This is a genomic window from Phnomibacter ginsenosidimutans (assembly GCF_009740285.1).
Lineage (GTDB): Bacteria > Bacteroidota > Bacteroidia > Chitinophagales > Chitinophagaceae > Phnomibacter > Phnomibacter ginsenosidimutans.
On sequence record NZ_CP046566.1, the window covers coordinates 4193906 to 4210276 of the forward strand.

At 47.2% G+C, this 16371-nt stretch carries 15 protein-coding genes; 5 read left to right on the plus strand and 10 right to left on the minus strand.

Translation table 11 applies throughout. From position 1 onward, the window contains the following. Positions 1–78 precede the first annotated feature (78 nt). The gene (locus GLV81_RS18230; RefSeq protein WP_157480315.1) at positions 79–2439 is read left to right on the plus strand and encodes an ATP-dependent helicase; all 2361 of its coding nucleotides are present in this window, start codon (positions 79–81) and stop codon (positions 2437–2439) included. After that, positions 2406–2612, plus strand: a complete 207-nt coding sequence (locus tag GLV81_RS21630) for a hypothetical protein (protein WP_157480317.1) — start codon at positions 2406–2408, stop codon at positions 2610–2612. The genes GLV81_RS18230 and GLV81_RS21630 overlap by 34 nt, the downstream gene beginning before the upstream one ends. Positions 2613–2681: 69 nt before the next feature. Here GLV81_RS21630 and GLV81_RS18240 read toward each other — a convergent pair whose 3' ends face one another. From GLV81_RS18240 to rpmH, 9 genes are all read right to left on the minus strand, one after another. Then, positions 2682–2969, minus strand: coding sequence for a CDGSH iron-sulfur domain-containing protein (locus GLV81_RS18240; RefSeq protein ID WP_157480319.1), 288 nt, complete (start codon positions 2967–2969; stop codon positions 2682–2684). Positions 2970–3020: 51 nt separating this feature from the next. Then, positions 3021–3935, minus strand: a complete 915-nt coding sequence (gene meaB / locus GLV81_RS18245; RefSeq protein WP_157480321.1) for a methylmalonyl Co-A mutase-associated GTPase MeaB — start codon at positions 3933–3935, stop codon at positions 3021–3023. 99 nt (positions 3936–4034) lie between these two features. Further along, positions 4035–6038 carry a carbohydrate-binding domain-containing protein gene (locus GLV81_RS18250; RefSeq protein ID WP_157480323.1) on the minus strand — a complete coding sequence of 668 codons (2004 nt, stop codon included), beginning with the start codon at positions 6036–6038 and terminating at the stop codon, positions 4035–4037. Between the two features lie 329 nt (positions 6039–6367). Further along, a complete protein-coding gene (locus GLV81_RS18255; protein WP_157480325.1) occupies positions 6368–7066 on the minus strand; it encodes a LytR/AlgR family response regulator transcription factor in 699 nt (232 codons plus the stop codon). A gap of 29 nt (positions 7067–7095) precedes the next feature. Next, on the minus strand, positions 7096–7728 hold the full coding sequence (locus tag GLV81_RS19650) for a sensor histidine kinase (RefSeq protein ID WP_197428751.1): 633 nt from the start codon (positions 7726–7728) through the stop codon (positions 7096–7098). Between the two features lie 493 nt (positions 7729–8221). After that, on the minus strand, positions 8222–8500 hold the full coding sequence (gene yidD, locus GLV81_RS18265) for a membrane protein insertion efficiency factor YidD (RefSeq protein WP_425500005.1): 279 nt from the start codon (positions 8498–8500) through the stop codon (positions 8222–8224). Positions 8501–8570: 70 nt separating this feature from the next. Continuing rightward, entirely contained in the window at positions 8571–8942 is a 372-nt protein-coding gene (rnpA, locus tag GLV81_RS18270; RefSeq protein WP_157480329.1) for a ribonuclease P protein component, read from the minus strand. Positions 8943–8967: 25 nt separating this feature from the next. Then, on the minus strand, positions 8968–10134 hold the full coding sequence (locus tag GLV81_RS18275; protein ID WP_197428752.1) for a serine hydrolase: 1167 nt from the start codon (positions 10132–10134) through the stop codon (positions 8968–8970). Between the two features lie 214 nt (positions 10135–10348). Next, a complete protein-coding gene (gene rpmH / locus GLV81_RS18280) occupies positions 10349–10504 on the minus strand; it encodes a 50S ribosomal protein L34 (protein WP_137261727.1) in 156 nt (51 codons plus the stop codon). 479 nt (positions 10505–10983) lie between these two features. Here rpmH and GLV81_RS19655 point away from each other — a divergent pair, with 479 nt between their 5' ends. From GLV81_RS19655 to GLV81_RS18290, 3 genes are all read left to right on the plus strand, one after another. Then, positions 10984–12636: a TonB-dependent receptor gene (locus GLV81_RS19655; protein WP_246186401.1), complete on the plus strand. Its 1653-nt coding sequence runs from the start codon at positions 10984–10986 to the stop codon at positions 12634–12636. Then, positions 12614–14254, plus strand: a complete 1641-nt coding sequence (locus tag GLV81_RS19660) for a TonB-dependent receptor domain-containing protein (protein WP_197428754.1) — start codon at positions 12614–12616, stop codon at positions 14252–14254. The genes GLV81_RS19655 and GLV81_RS19660 overlap by 23 nt, the downstream gene beginning before the upstream one ends. 66 nt (positions 14255–14320) lie before the next feature. Next, on the plus strand, positions 14321–15190 hold the full coding sequence (locus GLV81_RS18290) for a glycerophosphodiester phosphodiesterase family protein (RefSeq protein ID WP_157480331.1): 870 nt from the start codon (positions 14321–14323) through the stop codon (positions 15188–15190). Here GLV81_RS18290 and GLV81_RS18295 read toward each other — a convergent pair. Continuing rightward, positions 15180–16367 carry a Wadjet anti-phage system protein JetD domain-containing protein gene (locus tag GLV81_RS18295; protein ID WP_157480333.1) on the minus strand — a complete coding sequence of 396 codons (1188 nt, stop codon included), beginning with the start codon at positions 16365–16367 and terminating at the stop codon, positions 15180–15182. The two genes, GLV81_RS18290 and GLV81_RS18295, sit on opposite strands and share 11 nt — an antisense overlap. Between the last annotated feature and the right edge of the window lie 4 nt (positions 16368–16371).

Below are 16371 nucleotides of genomic sequence, written 5' to 3' on the forward strand. Positions count from 1 at the left end.
ATGCCAGACGTGCCTTTGGCGTAAAAAATTATCCACCCGCTGGCAGGGCCCATGCAGGCAGTGTAAATTGCACCCCTTATGCAGGATATTTTAGCAGGATTGAATGAGCAGCAGCGGGAAGCCGTAACGCACAAAGACGGACCGCTGATGATTGTGGCTGGTGCCGGCAGTGGCAAAACCAAAGTACTCACCACCCGCATTGCCTACCTCATGGGGCATCACGGGGTAGATGCCTTCAACATTTTGGCCCTTACGTTTACCAACAAGGCCGCAGCCGAAATGAAAGAACGGATTCAGAAAATACTGGGCAATGGCGAAGCCCGCAATTTGTATATCGGTACGTTTCATAGTGTGTTTGCCCGCATACTGCGTGGCGAAGCACAACACCTGGGCTACCCCAGCAACTTTACTATTTACGATACCGACGATAGCCGCGGCGTTATTAAAACCGTGGTGCAAGAACTGAACCTCGATGATAAAACCTACAAGCCCAATGTGGTAGGCAACCGCATCAGCGCTGCTAAAAACGCCCTCATTACCCCCGAAGAATACCTGAGCGACAGCCACATACAGGCAGAAGATGCCCGCCAAAACCGCCCTGCTATCGGCCGCATTTACGATGCCTATTGCAAACGCTGTTTTAAAAACGGCGCCATGGATTTTGACGACCTGCTGCTGAAGATGTATGAACTGCTGCGGGATTTTCCGCCAGTGCTCCACAAGTACCAGCACAAATTCAAATACGTGATGGTGGATGAGTATCAGGATACCAACACCACCCAGTACCAGATAACCAAACTGCTGGCTGCCGCCCACGAAAATCTCTGCGTGGTGGGCGATGATGCGCAAAGTATTTACAGCTTCCGTGGTGCTACCATCGAAAACATCCTGCAGTTTCAAAAAGATTACGAAGATGTAAAAGTGGTGAAGCTGGAACGCAATTACCGCAGTACCGGCACCATTTTGAACATTGCCAACGAGGTCATCAAAAACAACAAAAACCAATTACCCAAAGAGCTGTGGACCGAAGCTGAAGCCGGCGATAAAGTGAAAATTGTGCGGGTCATCAGCGACAACGATGAAGGTCGTTACGTGGCAGATGCCATTCAGGAAAACAAACTGCGCAATCATTTCAACAATGGTGATTTTGCCATTTTGTATCGTACCAATGCGCAAAGCAGGGCGTATGAAGAATGCCTGCGTCGCTCTAATATTCCGTACCGCATTTACGGCGGCATCAGCTTTTATCAGCGCAAAGAAATCCGGGATTTTATTGCCTACCTGCGGGTGATAGTAAACACCCGTGATGAAGAAGCATTGAAGCGCATCATCAACTACCCGGCGAGGGGCATTGGCAAAACCAGCATTGAAAAACTGGTGATAGTAGCCAATGAAAAAAACATGCAGATGTGGCAAGTGCTGGAACAGGCGCAAAACGTAGGCATTCGTGGTGGCAGCCTCGAAAGCATGCAGGCTTTTGTGCAAATGATCAAGTATTTCCAGAGCATGCTCAAAACCAGCAATGCGTATGAAGTAGCCTTTCAGGTGGGCAAACACACAGGTTTGGTAAAAGAACTCTTCAACGATAAAAGTGCCGAAGGTTTGGCCCGCTACGAAAACATTCAGGAGTTGCTCAACTCTATTAAAGAATGGGTAGACGATGCCGAAAACCGCAGCATGATTGATGAAGACGGTACGCTGATTGAAGACAGCATTACCCAACCAACTGCAGGTTATGTGGCACCAGAGACTGCACCAATACCAGAACGAGACCCTACAGCAGCTACCAACTCTGGCGGCACTTTGTTTGACATGGCATCAACCCCTGATAGCAATAGCCCTGCAAAAGACGCCGCTGCTACCGCATCTCTGGGTACCTACCTGCAACAAATTACCTTGCTGACCGATGCCGATAAAAACGATGATGAAAACGCCGACGTGGTAAAGCTCATGACCATCCACGCATCAAAGGGGCTGGAGTTTCCATGTGTGTTTGTGGGCGGCATGGAAGAAACCTTGTTTCCCAGCGGCATGAGCATCAACACCCGGGAAGAGCTGGAAGAAGAACGCCGGTTGTTTTATGTAGCCGTAACCAGGGCCAAGAAAAACTGTGGCTCACGTATGCGCAAAGCCGCTACAAATTTGGGCAGGTGGTGGCCAATGAGCCGAGCCGCTTTTTGGAAGAAGTACCCGGCCAATATGCCGATCGTACTATGGCCGGTGGTGGCCTGCGCAATCAGGGCGGCATGGGCTTTGGTGGTGCCAGTGCCTTTGAACGATTGCATGGTGGCGGCCGTGGCGGAAGCAACAGTGCCGCTGCTGCAGAACGCAGATACGGTGCGCCTCCGGGCAAGCAAGCCGCCAGCACAAAGCCAAGCTACGTTGGCCCTGCACAGCCGCCCAAAGTGGTGGAGCATACACCATCCTCCGACTTTGTAGCCAGCGATACCAGCGGCCTTAAAGAAGGCGATAAAGTAGAGCACCAAAAGTTTGGTTTTGGTGTGGTCATCAAAATGGAAGGGGCGGCACACAACCCCATTGCCACGGTGAAGTTTGATCAGAACGGCGAAAAGAAAATCATGCTGAACTACGCCAAGCTGCGCATTTTGTAATTGCATTACATCTACTATATAAAAAGAGGAACTGTTGTCAGTTCCTCTTTTTATTGCTGAAAATATTTATCAGGCTTTCACCTGCTTGTGGCTGCCATCGCAGAAAGGCGGATTTTTGGTTTGCTTGCAATTGCACAGCCATACTTCTTCTGTTTTTTCGGCAGTAAACTTCAGGCTTACAAAATGCTTTTGCAATTCGCCGTTGGCGTCTTCTGTCCAGCAGGCTTTGTGGCCACCATCGCAAAGCGGTTGCTTTTCGCTGAGGCCGCAGGTACACCAGGCATAGGTTTTACCGGCTTCCACTTGTACAGCGGTCGGTTCGCATTTGGCTACTTTGGGCAATTGAGTATAATCCATGTTGTGTTTGTGTTTTGGTTATTGTGAATACAATTGATAGTAGAGGAATGTTTATGCCTGCACGTACTGCCGAACAAATTGGTACAAATTAAACTCGCTGTGCAGGAGTTCGGCAATGGCTTGTTTTAGTTGCGCCTTGCTCAAGTTTTTCATGCGTTGCTGCTGTATCAGGTGCCATGCTTTTTCAGCCAACAGCCAGCTGCGGCGTTCGTTGGTAGCGCCTAGCTGTAGCACATCCGTTATGGCTGTAGTCAGTGCATCAATACCTTCCCGTTGCTGGGCTACTGTTTTTACCACGGCTATTTCATGTTGCCTTGTCATAAAGGCCGGCGCCAGCATTTGGCGCAGGTTTTTTACAAACATATCCGCATCAGGTCGGTCGGCTTTGTTGACCACAAACACATCGGCTATTTCCATCAGGCCCGCTTTCATGGTTTGAATTTCATCGCCGGCTTCGGGCACTACCACTACCACGGTGCAATCGGCCAGTCCGGCAATTTCTACTTCGCTTTGGCCCACACCCACTGTTTCTACCAGCACATAGTCAAAGCCTGCGGCTTTCATTACATCAGTAATTTCTACAATGTGCGGATGCAGGCCGCCCAGCGAACCGCGGCTGGCCAGCGAACGGATAAATACCTGCGGATGATTGTACCATTCACTCATGCGGATGCGATCGCCCAACAAGGCGCCCAAGTTAAAAGGCGAAGAAGGATCGACACACAGCACCCCTACTTTTTTGCCGGCAGTTACCCAATGGTGGATGAGGCCGTCTACCAGTGTGCTTTTACCAGCACCCGGCGGACCAGTAATGCCGATAACGGGTGTGGCCGAAGCAGGCAATGCTTCCAAAAAATCTGCCGTGCCGGGCACTTCGTTTTCTACCAAAGAAATGCAACGGCTAAGCGACTTAATATGGCCGCTCAACAATGGTTGCTGCAATCCGGTATACAACGAAGATGACATACTGCAAATGTTGTGAAATGGCTGCAGCCACCCAAAAAGGCTATACCCGAATGTGTATACATCCGGGTATAGAACTTGTGCCAACACTTGTGCACCCAACTACAGCGTAGCAGTAGTAAGCTTGCTGTTTAGCGTGATGGTTCCTCGCAGCGTACCGTTGCTGTAGGTACCTCCGATATGCCAGCCATTGGTATTGGTACTACCGCTGATACTACCACCGGTATACACTTTGTAGCTGCTGCCTGCACTGAGTGCTGCAGAAGAATACACCAGGTAATACGCATTGCGCAACGGTGCAAAAGTGACAAGACTGGTTCCCGCAGCATTTTGAATATTGATGAGTGAGCCGGCACTTACCACCGAACTGAATTTTACCAGCATGGTATATTGACTGGAGTTACTGCTGGTTGCTTCAATCTGATTGCCGGCATTGGGGCCTGAGGCCAGCAACAATCCACCCGAAATAGTAAACGAACCATTTACATCGATACCTACTTCCGGAGAAGAAGGTGGCCCTTGTACCAGCACCGATCCACCTGTCATCACTACATTTCCGTTACCATCAATGCCATCGCCACCAGTAGTATTAAGCAGTATAGTGCCGCCGGCAAAAGTGATGAGACTTGCATCGGTTGTTTCGCCACCATTGCCCATCGTACCATTTACACAATCGTCGCTGCTTACTACACTCACTACACCGCCGGCAAACGTAATGGCGGGTGCTTCAATGCCTTCTGTAGACTGCGTAATGGTAACATTGCCGCCATGGATGGTAATGGCAGATTCGCTTTTCAAACCATCATCAGTAGCAGCAATGCTCAGGTTGCCATCTTTCATCACAAAGCTGCCATCGGTTTTGATACCCTTCGCTTCTGTAGCGTCGGTGCCATAGGTAAAAGCGGTACCACTCGCCTTAATTACTGCAGTACCTGCGTTCATGGTCATGTTTCCATCCACAGAAATACCCTTTCCACCTGCACCTGTGCTGGTGATAGTAAGGCTACCATTGTCCATGGTAAGATTACCATCGCAATTAATGCCTGCCGGAGCAGTTATATCTGCATCGTCAGTATCGTAAAAAGCCGCCCCTGTGGTGCTAATGGTAATGCTGCCATTGCTCAACAAGCAATCGCCACCAGTTTTAATTCCTTTGGCACCTTTGCCCGATACTGATAATTGAATGGTACCACTGCTGTTGATGCTGGTGTAGCTTTCGCTTTTTAAAGCATTGCCTTTTTCGCCTGTGGTGGTGACAACAATGCTGCCCCCTTTAATACTGATGTAAGGGGTGATACTGGCATCCGCATCTTCGTATGATGCAACAATGCCATCATCTACACTATTGACGGAAATATTGCCTCCATTGATGGTAATATATCCTTCTTCACATTCAATACCATCGGATGAAGCCGCTGTTACTTTAATGGTGCCTGCATCCATGTTGAAATAATCATTGGCATGAATGCCATCAGAACTTGCTTTTACAATGTCGATATTACCATTGGTAATGCTGATGTAATCATCGCTGCAAATACCATGTTTATAATTGCCCGTTACAGCAAGTGTACCTGTACCGCTGAATACCAGTTGTCCTTCGCTAAAAAATGTTGCTTTCTGATCTTCTGTACTACTGCTGTACGTGCTACCATCAATTAGTCGGTTATTGGTACCGGTCAGCACATTGACCGATACTTTTTTTCCTGACTGAATGTTGATAGCGGGGCCGTCATCATTTGTAATACTGGTGCCATTGAAAATAAGATTGAACTTATAATCACTGTACACTTTCAGACTGCCATTGGTTGCAATGCCCGACAACACATAGTTGACCTCGGTACTGGTAGTAGTAGCTGTAACTACTACATCTCCGTTGTTTATTGTTACGGCTACACCATTTCCTTCCATGCCATTCGTTACGGTGGCGGTATTGCCGTTGTATTTTATCACTACCGCATTGGCAAAAGTGGTATCCAGTGTATTGGCTACAAAATCTGAGCTGCCCATATCTGTTGTAGTAGTACTGACATCTTCTTTTTTACATGCCAGCATTATCAGTATCATGCTGCTCAAGAGCAATGCGGAAGTTCGAAGTTGTGTTTGCATAAAAATGAAGTTTGATGGATGAGAAAAATCAAGTTGGCGGAAGCAGGCATGCCTTTCATGCAACGCATGTCGGGCACGCCTGTACACATACCCGCTGCTGACAAAAACCAATAATTAGATTGTAATACAAAGGGTGAGTAAGAAACGCCACCACATACATTGTTTACCAAATGAGTAATTGCTGTGCTGCGCAAATGCTGTAGTGCGTCTCATGAGTGGCTGCAAAATCATGTTGTGGCTTTACACATGAAACCTGTGCAAAAGCCATACGCTTAAGCATCCATTGGGATGTATCGGTAAACAACGCTATTTTATCGATTATTAACAGCCTATTTGCCCAATAGCTGAAGTACAGCAGGCTGATATTTTTTACCAATGGGCAGGCTGATACCAGGCAGTTGAATTTCCTTTGCCTGAATGGTTACAATGCGTTTGATAGGAATAATATAGCTCCGGTGAATACGTATAAACAGATCAGCGGGCAAGGTTTCTTCCATTGCCTTTAAGCTCATGAGTGTTAAAACGGGGCGGCTGCCATCTACATGAATGCGGATATAGTCTTCGAGACCTTCGATGTATTGGATGTGATCCAGAACAATGCGCAGCATTTTATAATCGCTACGTACATAAATACTTGGCTTTTCTGCCTGCGTCTGCTTTTGTTGCTGCAGCAAAAAAGCATCTTTTACTTTCTGTATGGCGGTGGCAAAACGTTCTGGTCCAATGGGTTTCAGCAGATAATCTATGGCTTGTAGCTCAAAGCCTTCGTATGCAAATTTTTTATAGGCTGTTGTAAATACAACCATCGGTCTTTTACTGAGCGACTCCACTAGTTGTAGCCCGTTTATGTCCGGCATATTAATGTCGGCAAACAACAAATCAACCTCATGTGTTTGCAAATATTGCCTGGCTTGCAAAGCGTCATCAAATGTGGCCAACAGCTGTAGGTCGCTGTGTAGCGACACATAGTACTGAATCAACTCCAGCGCAAGTGGCTCGTCATCTATGGCAATACAACGAATGGGCATGGTACAAGTTGAATGAATGAAGCCAACGGTTACGTCAACTGAATTTTGAGAAATACTTCATACCTATCGCTGGTTTCCCGTATCTCCAATTGATGACGGTGTGGATATAAAAGCTGTAACCGCTGCAGCGTATTGGCTAAGCCTACACCACTGCGCTGTTCCATGCTGGTTTGGGTTTGTTTAGGATTAGACGTGGTTAGTTGCAGTAATCCTTCTGATTTACAAATTAAAATTATTGATAATTTACCAGATTGTTGCTTAGAAATTCCATGTTTAAAAACATTCTCGACTAACGGTAACAAAATCAACGGGGCTATTTGTGCCAGTGGAGCCGAATGTTGACATTCAAAGCTGAGATTATATTGCTTTCCCAGCCGTAACTGTTGTAACTGTATGTAGTTATGCAAACATTGTAGTTCTTTTACTACAAGCACTTTTTCTGTGCTTACCTCATCGGTTATGTATCGCATCATTTCGCTTAGTTGCAGCAAGCCTTTGGCTGTACCCGGATGCCCTGCCATCGCCATTGCATATAAATTATTGAGGGTATTAAAAAGAAAATGCGGATGAACCTGCCCTTTCAAAATGGACAGCGCTGCTTCTTTTTGAGCAGCTTCTGCCTGCAGGGCCCTTCGTTCTGTAGCCAACCAATGGCTGCCCATGAGCAACGCTACACTGGCTGCCAGTACACAAAACAGTAAAAATACACTGATGATATCAAACCGGGGGCCAGGCGCAGGATGCTCCATTGGCAGAAGTGTATTAGGCAATGCTGTTAACTGGCCCGGCGTTGGAGGTCGGCTCAGCGTCATCAATTGCTCAAATGGTTGCAGCAAAATGGCTTGATACAAAAAGCGCCAACAGCAGCAGTGCATACAACAGTTTATACCCTCGCAGCCACAAGTAGGGCCAAGCCCATTGCTGATGTATGTAAAAACAGATGGGATAAAAGAACAGGTAGCCATACAGAACCGGCGACTGCAAAAAGTAAGCAAAGAAGCACTGCCTGGTTGCAGGTAAATGAACAACAATGGCATGCTTAGAAAAACCGGCCAAAACAACCCGTGAAAATATGCAGCATGCCCAGCCTTCATGATCGAACTCTTTACCATGAATATACTCATAGAGCCCGGTTAGCCACTAAGGTTTAACTGTCTACGGTACCGGATCGTAGCCACTACCACCCCACGGATGGCAACTGCTCACCCGCTTGAGCGACAACCAAAAACCTTTGAACGGACCGTATTTTTTAAACGCCTCTAAAGCGTACTGACTACAGGTGGGTGTATACCGGCATTTTGGCCCCAGCCATGGGCTGATGACCAATTGATAAAAACGAATGAGCACAATAAATGGAAATGCCAGCACGGTTTTCCACCAGGCGGTTTTTTGCACCGGTGCATCACCCATCGCTTCTTTACAACAACTCTTCATACCATTTATTTGGTTTCGTTTGTTGGTACATCAGTGCTTTGTTCTTCTTCCAGTTTTTTGCGCAGCCGCTTCAGGCAATAGCGCATTTTATCGTACAGCAAATCGTAGGCAGGCATTTGCTTATCGAGGTACAAAAAAACACGGAAACCTTTTTGCTCTTGGCAGTAGCAGTAGCTATCAACTCATGCTTTTGCAAGCGGTAAGCTTCCCGCAGCAATCGCTTGATGCGGTTGCGGTCGGCAGCATGCTTAAAGTTGCGGGCACTGGCCGTTACGCCTATTTGCACACACGCTGCATCAGGAGTGCTGTCGGTGATGGTAAAAATCACTTTCACCGGAAACGCCGTAAATGCCTGTGCGTTAGCAAACAAGCTGTCGATCTGCTTGCGGCTTTTCAGCTTTTCTTTTTTACCCAATGTATTTTTTACAGCCGAAGTACTCATAATGATTGTGGCGCAAAGGTAGCCCTTAATTGTCCGCTATTTTGATGGCCGGCCGGCTATCGTTGGGATTGCGGGTGCCGTAGGTCAGTTTAAACGCATCCAGATTGGGCCGCTGCTTGCGGGGGCGTTTGAGTTCATATTGGTATATGGTTTGACCAAGTTGATACAAAAACGGATGACCGATGTCTTCAATGTCGTATTTGTCATCGTTGAGCACCCCGTCTTTGTTTACATAAATGGTAGCACTCAGCATGTACTCCACCTTATTGTTGAAGTCAGCCACGTATGATACATCGGTGAGAAAGCCATAGGCCCATCCCACTTTGTTGAACACCCGTACACCAGGCGGCATGCGGTGGCTGCCGTCGTAAAAGAAAAACTTTACATAGTTGTCGTAGTACGTTGCGGTGTCGTATTTGGGATTGTCGGTTTCGCTGGGATAGGCGGATAGCCAGGTACGTAAAAAGGTATAATCAGCTGGTTTGAGGCGAAAGCGTTGACTCGTGGGTACCGACTGCGGAAACATCACTGATTGCAGCATTTGCTGAAAATCTTTCAGCGAAATATTGTTGTGCCAGCTAAAATCGAAAGGCTCGTTTACCAGGCTGTCGTATTTATTCAGATGCCCTTTGCCAATCAAAATCTTACGGCTGAAATCGAAAGTATCGGGGTTGTATTGTGCAGGCTGGCTATACAATCGTTTGCCTTTGGCATCGAAAAAACTTACCGGATTGGTATGGCGGTTTTGCTCTTGGGTAAGGCCCAGAAATTGGCGGGAAATGACCGCCGTGGGATAGCCCTTGGCACGCAACTGCTGGTGAATGCGCTGCTGGCCCACCCATTGGTACAGGCGGTTGTAAGCATCGTTGTCGCTAATGAGAAATACCTTTTTGATAAAATGGGCAATGCTGGGCCATCCATCAGTGGCTGTTGTGTCTTTGTAAAAGGGCCGCTGCCAGGGTTGGCTGCTATCAAAGCGCATATGCGTTTGCGCCGAAAGGCCGGGAATGTTCAGGTCATTCAACTTTTCCAACGATAAAAAAGCCAGCGGCATTTTTACCATACTGGCCGGGTTGAAGTATAGCTGAGGATCGTAGTTGAAATAATAATGCGTAAAGCGGGGCTGGTTTTGAGCATCGCGGTTGATTTGGGTGTAAATGATTTGGCAGCGGTATTCGGCCGGATTGGCCAATACCTGCTTGCAGTGGTTGTGCGGGATTGGCCAGCAACAGGTGGTGCAGCAACGAATCGGTACGGGGCTGGGCCGCAGCCCCCAACCACAACAAACAACTGAATAAAATAACACGCATGGCTGAAAGATACAGCCGCGGGGCATGGGCACAAAAAAGCCCTCCGTTTCGGGAGGGCTGTATTCGTTTGTCGGCGTACCCCAGCGGGGCAGCGGATTACTTCAGTTTGCGTTCGTCGCTTACAGTCAGCTTATGACGACCTTTGGCACGGCGGCTGGCCAGCACTTTACGACCGTTGGCGGTTTGCATACGCTTACGGAAACCATGTACGCTTTTGCGACGACGGTTGTGCGGTTGGAATGTACGTTTCATGACTAATACTTTTTATACCCTTTGGTTGGTTTAAAATAAGGTGCTGCGGGAGAAGCGCAGCGGTTTATTTCAAGTTCACCAACAGGCCACCATGCCTGCCGTTTTGTGAAAGGACGGCAAAAGTAGGGAAGTTGAGGATAATGCGTGGAAAAATCTCTGTGCTGCTTTCTTCAACAAGGGGTTTAGCTGAGCAGCCATCAACACTCGGGTAACAATTTATTAATATGTGTTCAGTTAGGCAATGGTTTTGCCTTTTGCGTTTCATCTAACGAATGCTATATTCCATTTGGTTATAACTAAGAAAACCTCTGCTTTTTTGCGAAGCTCTATGCTTAGACGGCCATTTTGTTGGTTCCTTATTATTCTTTTAACATATTCGTGTGTCCAGTACTTTTGCAGCGTTTTTCGGAACAACAAAAAACTAAACATTTATGGGAAAAAGATTGCTGCTTGCCGCGATGGCAAGCCTTTTTTGTTTGATGGCCTTTAGCCAGGTTACCACCAGTGCCATTACAGGTGTGGTGAAGGGATCGGCTAAAGAAGCACTGGAAGGTGCTACCATCACTGCGGTACACGTACCATCGGGTACCCGCTATGTAACCACTACCGGCAAGGGTGGCCAGTTTACACTGCCCGCTGTACGGGTAGGTGGTCCTTATCGCATCACCATTTCGTACACCGGCTATCAGGAGCGTGTAGAAAATGACGTGTTTGCTCCGCTGGGTAACACCGCCAACGTGGATGTGGTGTTGAGTACCAACGACAGCCAATTGCAAACCGCCACTGTTGTAGCCAACCGCAGTTCTATCATGAACTCAAAAGCTACCGGTGCCTCAGCTACCATTGGCCGCGAAGCCCTCAACCGCACTCCTACCATTGGCCGTACCGTAAACGACATTACCAAGTACAACGCTTACAGCAATGGTCGTTCTTTTGGTGGCCAAGACAGCCGCCTGAACAACTTTACCATTGACGGTTCTGTGTTCAACAACGGTTTTGGTTTGGGTAGCCAGGCACAAGCTGGTGGCCGTACCGGTTCTGGCGCCATCTCTTTGGATGCCCTCGAAGAAATTCAAATCAACATTGCACCTTTCGACATTCGCCAGAGCGGCTTTGCCGGTGCTGCACTGAACGCCGTAACCCGTAGTGGTACCAACGACTTTTCAGGTTCTGTGTTCCGCTTTTGGAACAACCGCGACCTGGCCGGTACCGAAGCTGGTAAAAACAAAGTGCCTGCCACTCCTTTTAGCGTAGAAACCAATGGTTTCCGTTTTGGTGGCCCCATTATCAAAAACAAATTGTTCTTCTTCATCAACGGTGAATTTACCAAAGGTACCCGCCCTGCCCTCGACTGGCAGGCCAACCGCCCCGGTGTAACCGGTGGTGTAAGCCGTACCACTGCTGCCGATCTGGAAGACCTGAAGAAATTTATGATGGACAACTTCAGCTACGACCTCGGTGCTATCGACAACTTCAACAACGAGTCGAACAGTAATAAAATGCTGGCCCGTGTAGACTGGAACATCAACGACCGTCACAAGCTGACCGTTCGCTATTCTCACCACGACAGTGAGAGTGATGTAATTGTGAGCAACAGTAACTCTGGCAACACTGCCGGTAACGGTAACCGCCAAAACCTGGCGCTGGCTTTGTCTGGTCAAAATACCGGTTATGGTATTCAGGACAATACCCGTTCTATTGTAGCTGAATTGAACAGCAACCTGAAGAACAAAGTATCTAACCAGTTTTTGGTTACTTACAACAAGCAAATTGAAGACCGCAGCTATAAAACAGCCGGTGTGTTCCCCACCATCGACATTTTGAAAGATGGTAGCACTTATACCAGCCTGGGTATGGATCCTTTTACACCCAACAACCGTTTGGATTACGCTACGTTTAACATCACCAATAACCTCACCTTCCTGCGTGGTAAGCATACCATTACCGTAGGTGCTTCTTTCGAAGCGTTCAAGTCGAACAACCTGTTCTTCTACGCTTCTAACGGTGTATGGACGTTCAACAGCATCGACGATTTCAAGACTGCTGCTTTGGCGTACAAAAACAATCCGAACCTGACTACTTCTCCTGTTACACTCAACCGTTTCAACTATGCCTATACGCTTGCTGCCTGATGGTAAGCTGCCTTGGCAAACGTTTAAAACACAGACTTACAGTGTATACGCTCAGGATGAAATTAAAGCCACCAACAACCTGCGCCTCACATTTGGCTTACGTTTGGATTACCTGAACGTAACCAACACTGCGGCTGATTACACCAATCCTGTAGTAGGTGGTTTGACTTTCCAAAACCCTGATGGTACCGGCACTAAAGTAAACACCGGTGAAATGCCTAAGGGTCGCTTGTATGCTTCTCCCCGTGTTGGTTTCAACTGGGATGTATTCAGCAACCGCAAAACACAAGTACGTGGTGGTACCGGTATCTTCCTGAGCCGCATGCCTTATGTACTCATCAGCAACCAGCTGGGCAACAACGGTGTAAACATTGGTCGCCTCAACCTCACCGGTTCTGCCGCCAACAACTATCCGTTTACCCTCGATCCTACCCGCTATACACCTGCAACTACCAACATTGCAGCACTGCCCGCTTACAACGTAAACTATACCGATCCTAACCTGAAGTTCCCTCAGGTATGGCGTACCAACCTGGCCATCGACCAGCGTCTTCCTTTTGGCGGTGTAATTGCTACTGTTGAAGCCATTTACAACAAGAACCTGAATGCGCTGAACTATGTAGACCTGAACATGCGTGCCTCTAACGGCAGCTTTGCAGATGGTTCTGATCGTCGTATGATTTATCCTGCACTGGACCTCAGTGGTGCTGCAGCTTCTAACGCCCGTTTTGTGAATCCTCAGATTGGCAACGTGTTTATGCTCACCAACAACAACAAAGGTTATAGCTACTCTATCACCGGTAAGTTGGAAAAGCCCATCACCAAAAACTGGGGTGGATTACTCGGTTATACTTACGGTGTAGCCAAAGACATCTCGTTTGTAGCCAGCACAGTAAATGCTAACGTTCCTACTATTTATGGTGTAAACTACCTGCGCAACAGCTTTAGCGATAACGACCTGCGTCACCGCATTGTGGGTAACATCAGCTATCGCCTCATGTATGGCAAAGGCATTGCCGGTGCTACCACCATTACTTTGGGTATGGTAAGCGCCAGCGGTTTCAAACTGAGCTATACTTCTAGCAACGACATGAACGGTGACGGTCAAATCAACGACCTTATCTACGTGCCAAAAGCTGCCAGCGAAATGAACTTCCAAACGTACACCAGCGGTACTACCGTATTCACTGCTGCTCAGCAGCAGGCTGCTTACGATGCGTACATCAATAAGCATCCTTACCTCAGCGAACGCAGAGGTGGTTATGCAGAACGCAACGGTGCTGAATTGCCTTGGCTCACTCGTTTCGACTTTAGCGTAGAGCAAGACCTGATTGTAAAAATTGGTAAGAGCAAAAAAGCCAACACCTTCCGTTTCCGTATGGACATCCTGAATGCAGGCAACATACTGAACAAAGACTGGGGTGTAGGTAACCTGAGCACCACTTCTCAGCCGCTCAACTACCGTGGTCGCACTGCAGCTGGTGCACCTATCTACCGCCTGGCTACTCAGGTTGTTAATGGTACCACAGTATTGCTGCAGGATCCTTTCATCAAGTCGAGCACCATCGACGATGTATACCAGATCCAACTCGGTATCCGCTACATCTTCAACAACTAATTGTTGTTTCATTTTTTCAAAAAAGTCGCTTTCATTTCGAAAGCGACTTTTTTTATTCCTTTACACATGCGTTTATCCGTTCTTCTTTTCCTCAGCATTGTTTGTACTGCGTGGTTACAGCAACCATCTTCATCTACCTGCAGCAAAAAAACCATGGCACAGTTGGTAGCCTATGCGCCTAACCGTACCGAACCCGTTTGGATGGCGCATCGCATGGCACCACCTGCGGTGGGCTATGCCGAAAACTCTTTGGCTGCCTTGCAAAGAAGCGTCACCCTTTATCCATGTGCCATTGTTGAGCTTGATGTACGCATGACAACCGACAGTGTACTCGTACTACTGCACGACGATACGCTGAGCAGAACCACTACTGGTACTGGCAAACTACACCAACAATCTTTTGCACAAATACAAGGTTTGTGGCTAAAGGATAGCCGTGGCCATGTGCTGCTGGAACGTATCCCTACTTTAGATGACATTCTACGTGTTGCGGCCAGCAGCCATGCATTTCTTGCTTTGGATATGAAACCCGGCACTCCTCCCGAACGCATGATGCAACGAGTAGCTAAGCACAACATGCTGCAGCAGGTAATGGTGATATGCTATACCATTGCTGAAGCACAACGGCTGCATCAACTGTATCCCAACCTTATGCTGGCGCTGGGTTTCAACGATGCGGCACAAATAGCACAGGTACATCAAAGTGGCATTCCTGCAGATCGCTTAATTGCCCTTACACCCAGAGCCTTACAACCTGCGGATTATTACAGCGGTATTCATCTGCAAAACATTCCCACCTCCTTCAGTGCCTTTGGCGGAATGGATACCTTATCAAACGAAGCGTTACCTACAGCCTTTCAGGAAATGATGCAACGGGCCGGAGATATTGTTTGTACCGATAGCCTTGACCGCATGATGCGGTTGATTAAGCATTAAAGTGGTTGATGTGCTTTCGTAGTAACTCCAACATGAAAGGATGTGCAATTCGCTCCTGCTCCAACCGCATATTTTTGGTACAGCATTGTTGATACAACTTTTTTTCTGTAGCCGTAAGCAAATCCAATGTTCGTTCCTTAGCTCCAGAACCTTTTACTTCAAATTCCTTAAAAGCTTGATATGTTTCCTCATCCATGCAAAAAGATGCGGTTTGTGGAAATAGTATTCTCAATTGATGCAACATTTCAAAACCTTCGGCATCAATATCACCCCAGTATAGGATAGGTATTGGCGCCAGCCATTTCAGTTTTGATAATAAACTAACAGCCTTACCACTACCAAAGATTACTGCGGTGGATTCCATGTTGGGAAGCGTTAAAAACACTTCGGCATTTTCAAAGTTCTTTTTGTTTTCCAGCACAATTACTTTTTGCAATGGCCACTCAAGATTTGCCAATTCATCTACGGGTGCTTCTATATCAGTCATTCCGTTGTTATAGTAACGTGCGAAGGTTGCATCTAACAAACGAATACGGATACGGGCAGGAATGATCTTCAAGCCAAAGCGTAATTCAAACTGGCTTACGCCACTGTATTGCTGTTGAATAGCAGCTGGCGGCAGCACTTCGTTGAGCAGCTCATACAGCACAGCTTTATGCTGCTCAATAAACTTGGTATGCACCGGCACCGGAATTTCTCTGATAAAAATGCCCGGTGAAGCATTGGAAACAAAATAACTAACTACCGCCAACAGGCTATCCCAGTCAAGTTCATACTCCAGTATGCTGCTGGTATTATTGCTCATCCATGTTTTTAGTACAGGATAATTTTGCAATATTTTAGCCACGTTGCTGGTAAAGGATGCATACTCTTCCTGTTTGTTGAGATAGCCAATCAACTGTGCTTCATTATCAAAACTTATTTCCTTTATAACAGTTTGCACACCATGCTTACGCATGTGTAACTGAGTGTATGCAATGCTGTAGCCAAATTGATGATGCTCTCGGCTATGCGCAATAATGGGTTCAATTAAATCATGCCATTGCGACAACTCTTTGGGAAAAGTTTTATCAAAAGGAACAATAAGTGGAAAAATAGACTTCTGCTCCACATGTGCTTGCAACACTTTAGGATAAAGCTTCGTAATCTTCTTTTGTAAATCAACAAAGGAAATCATAACG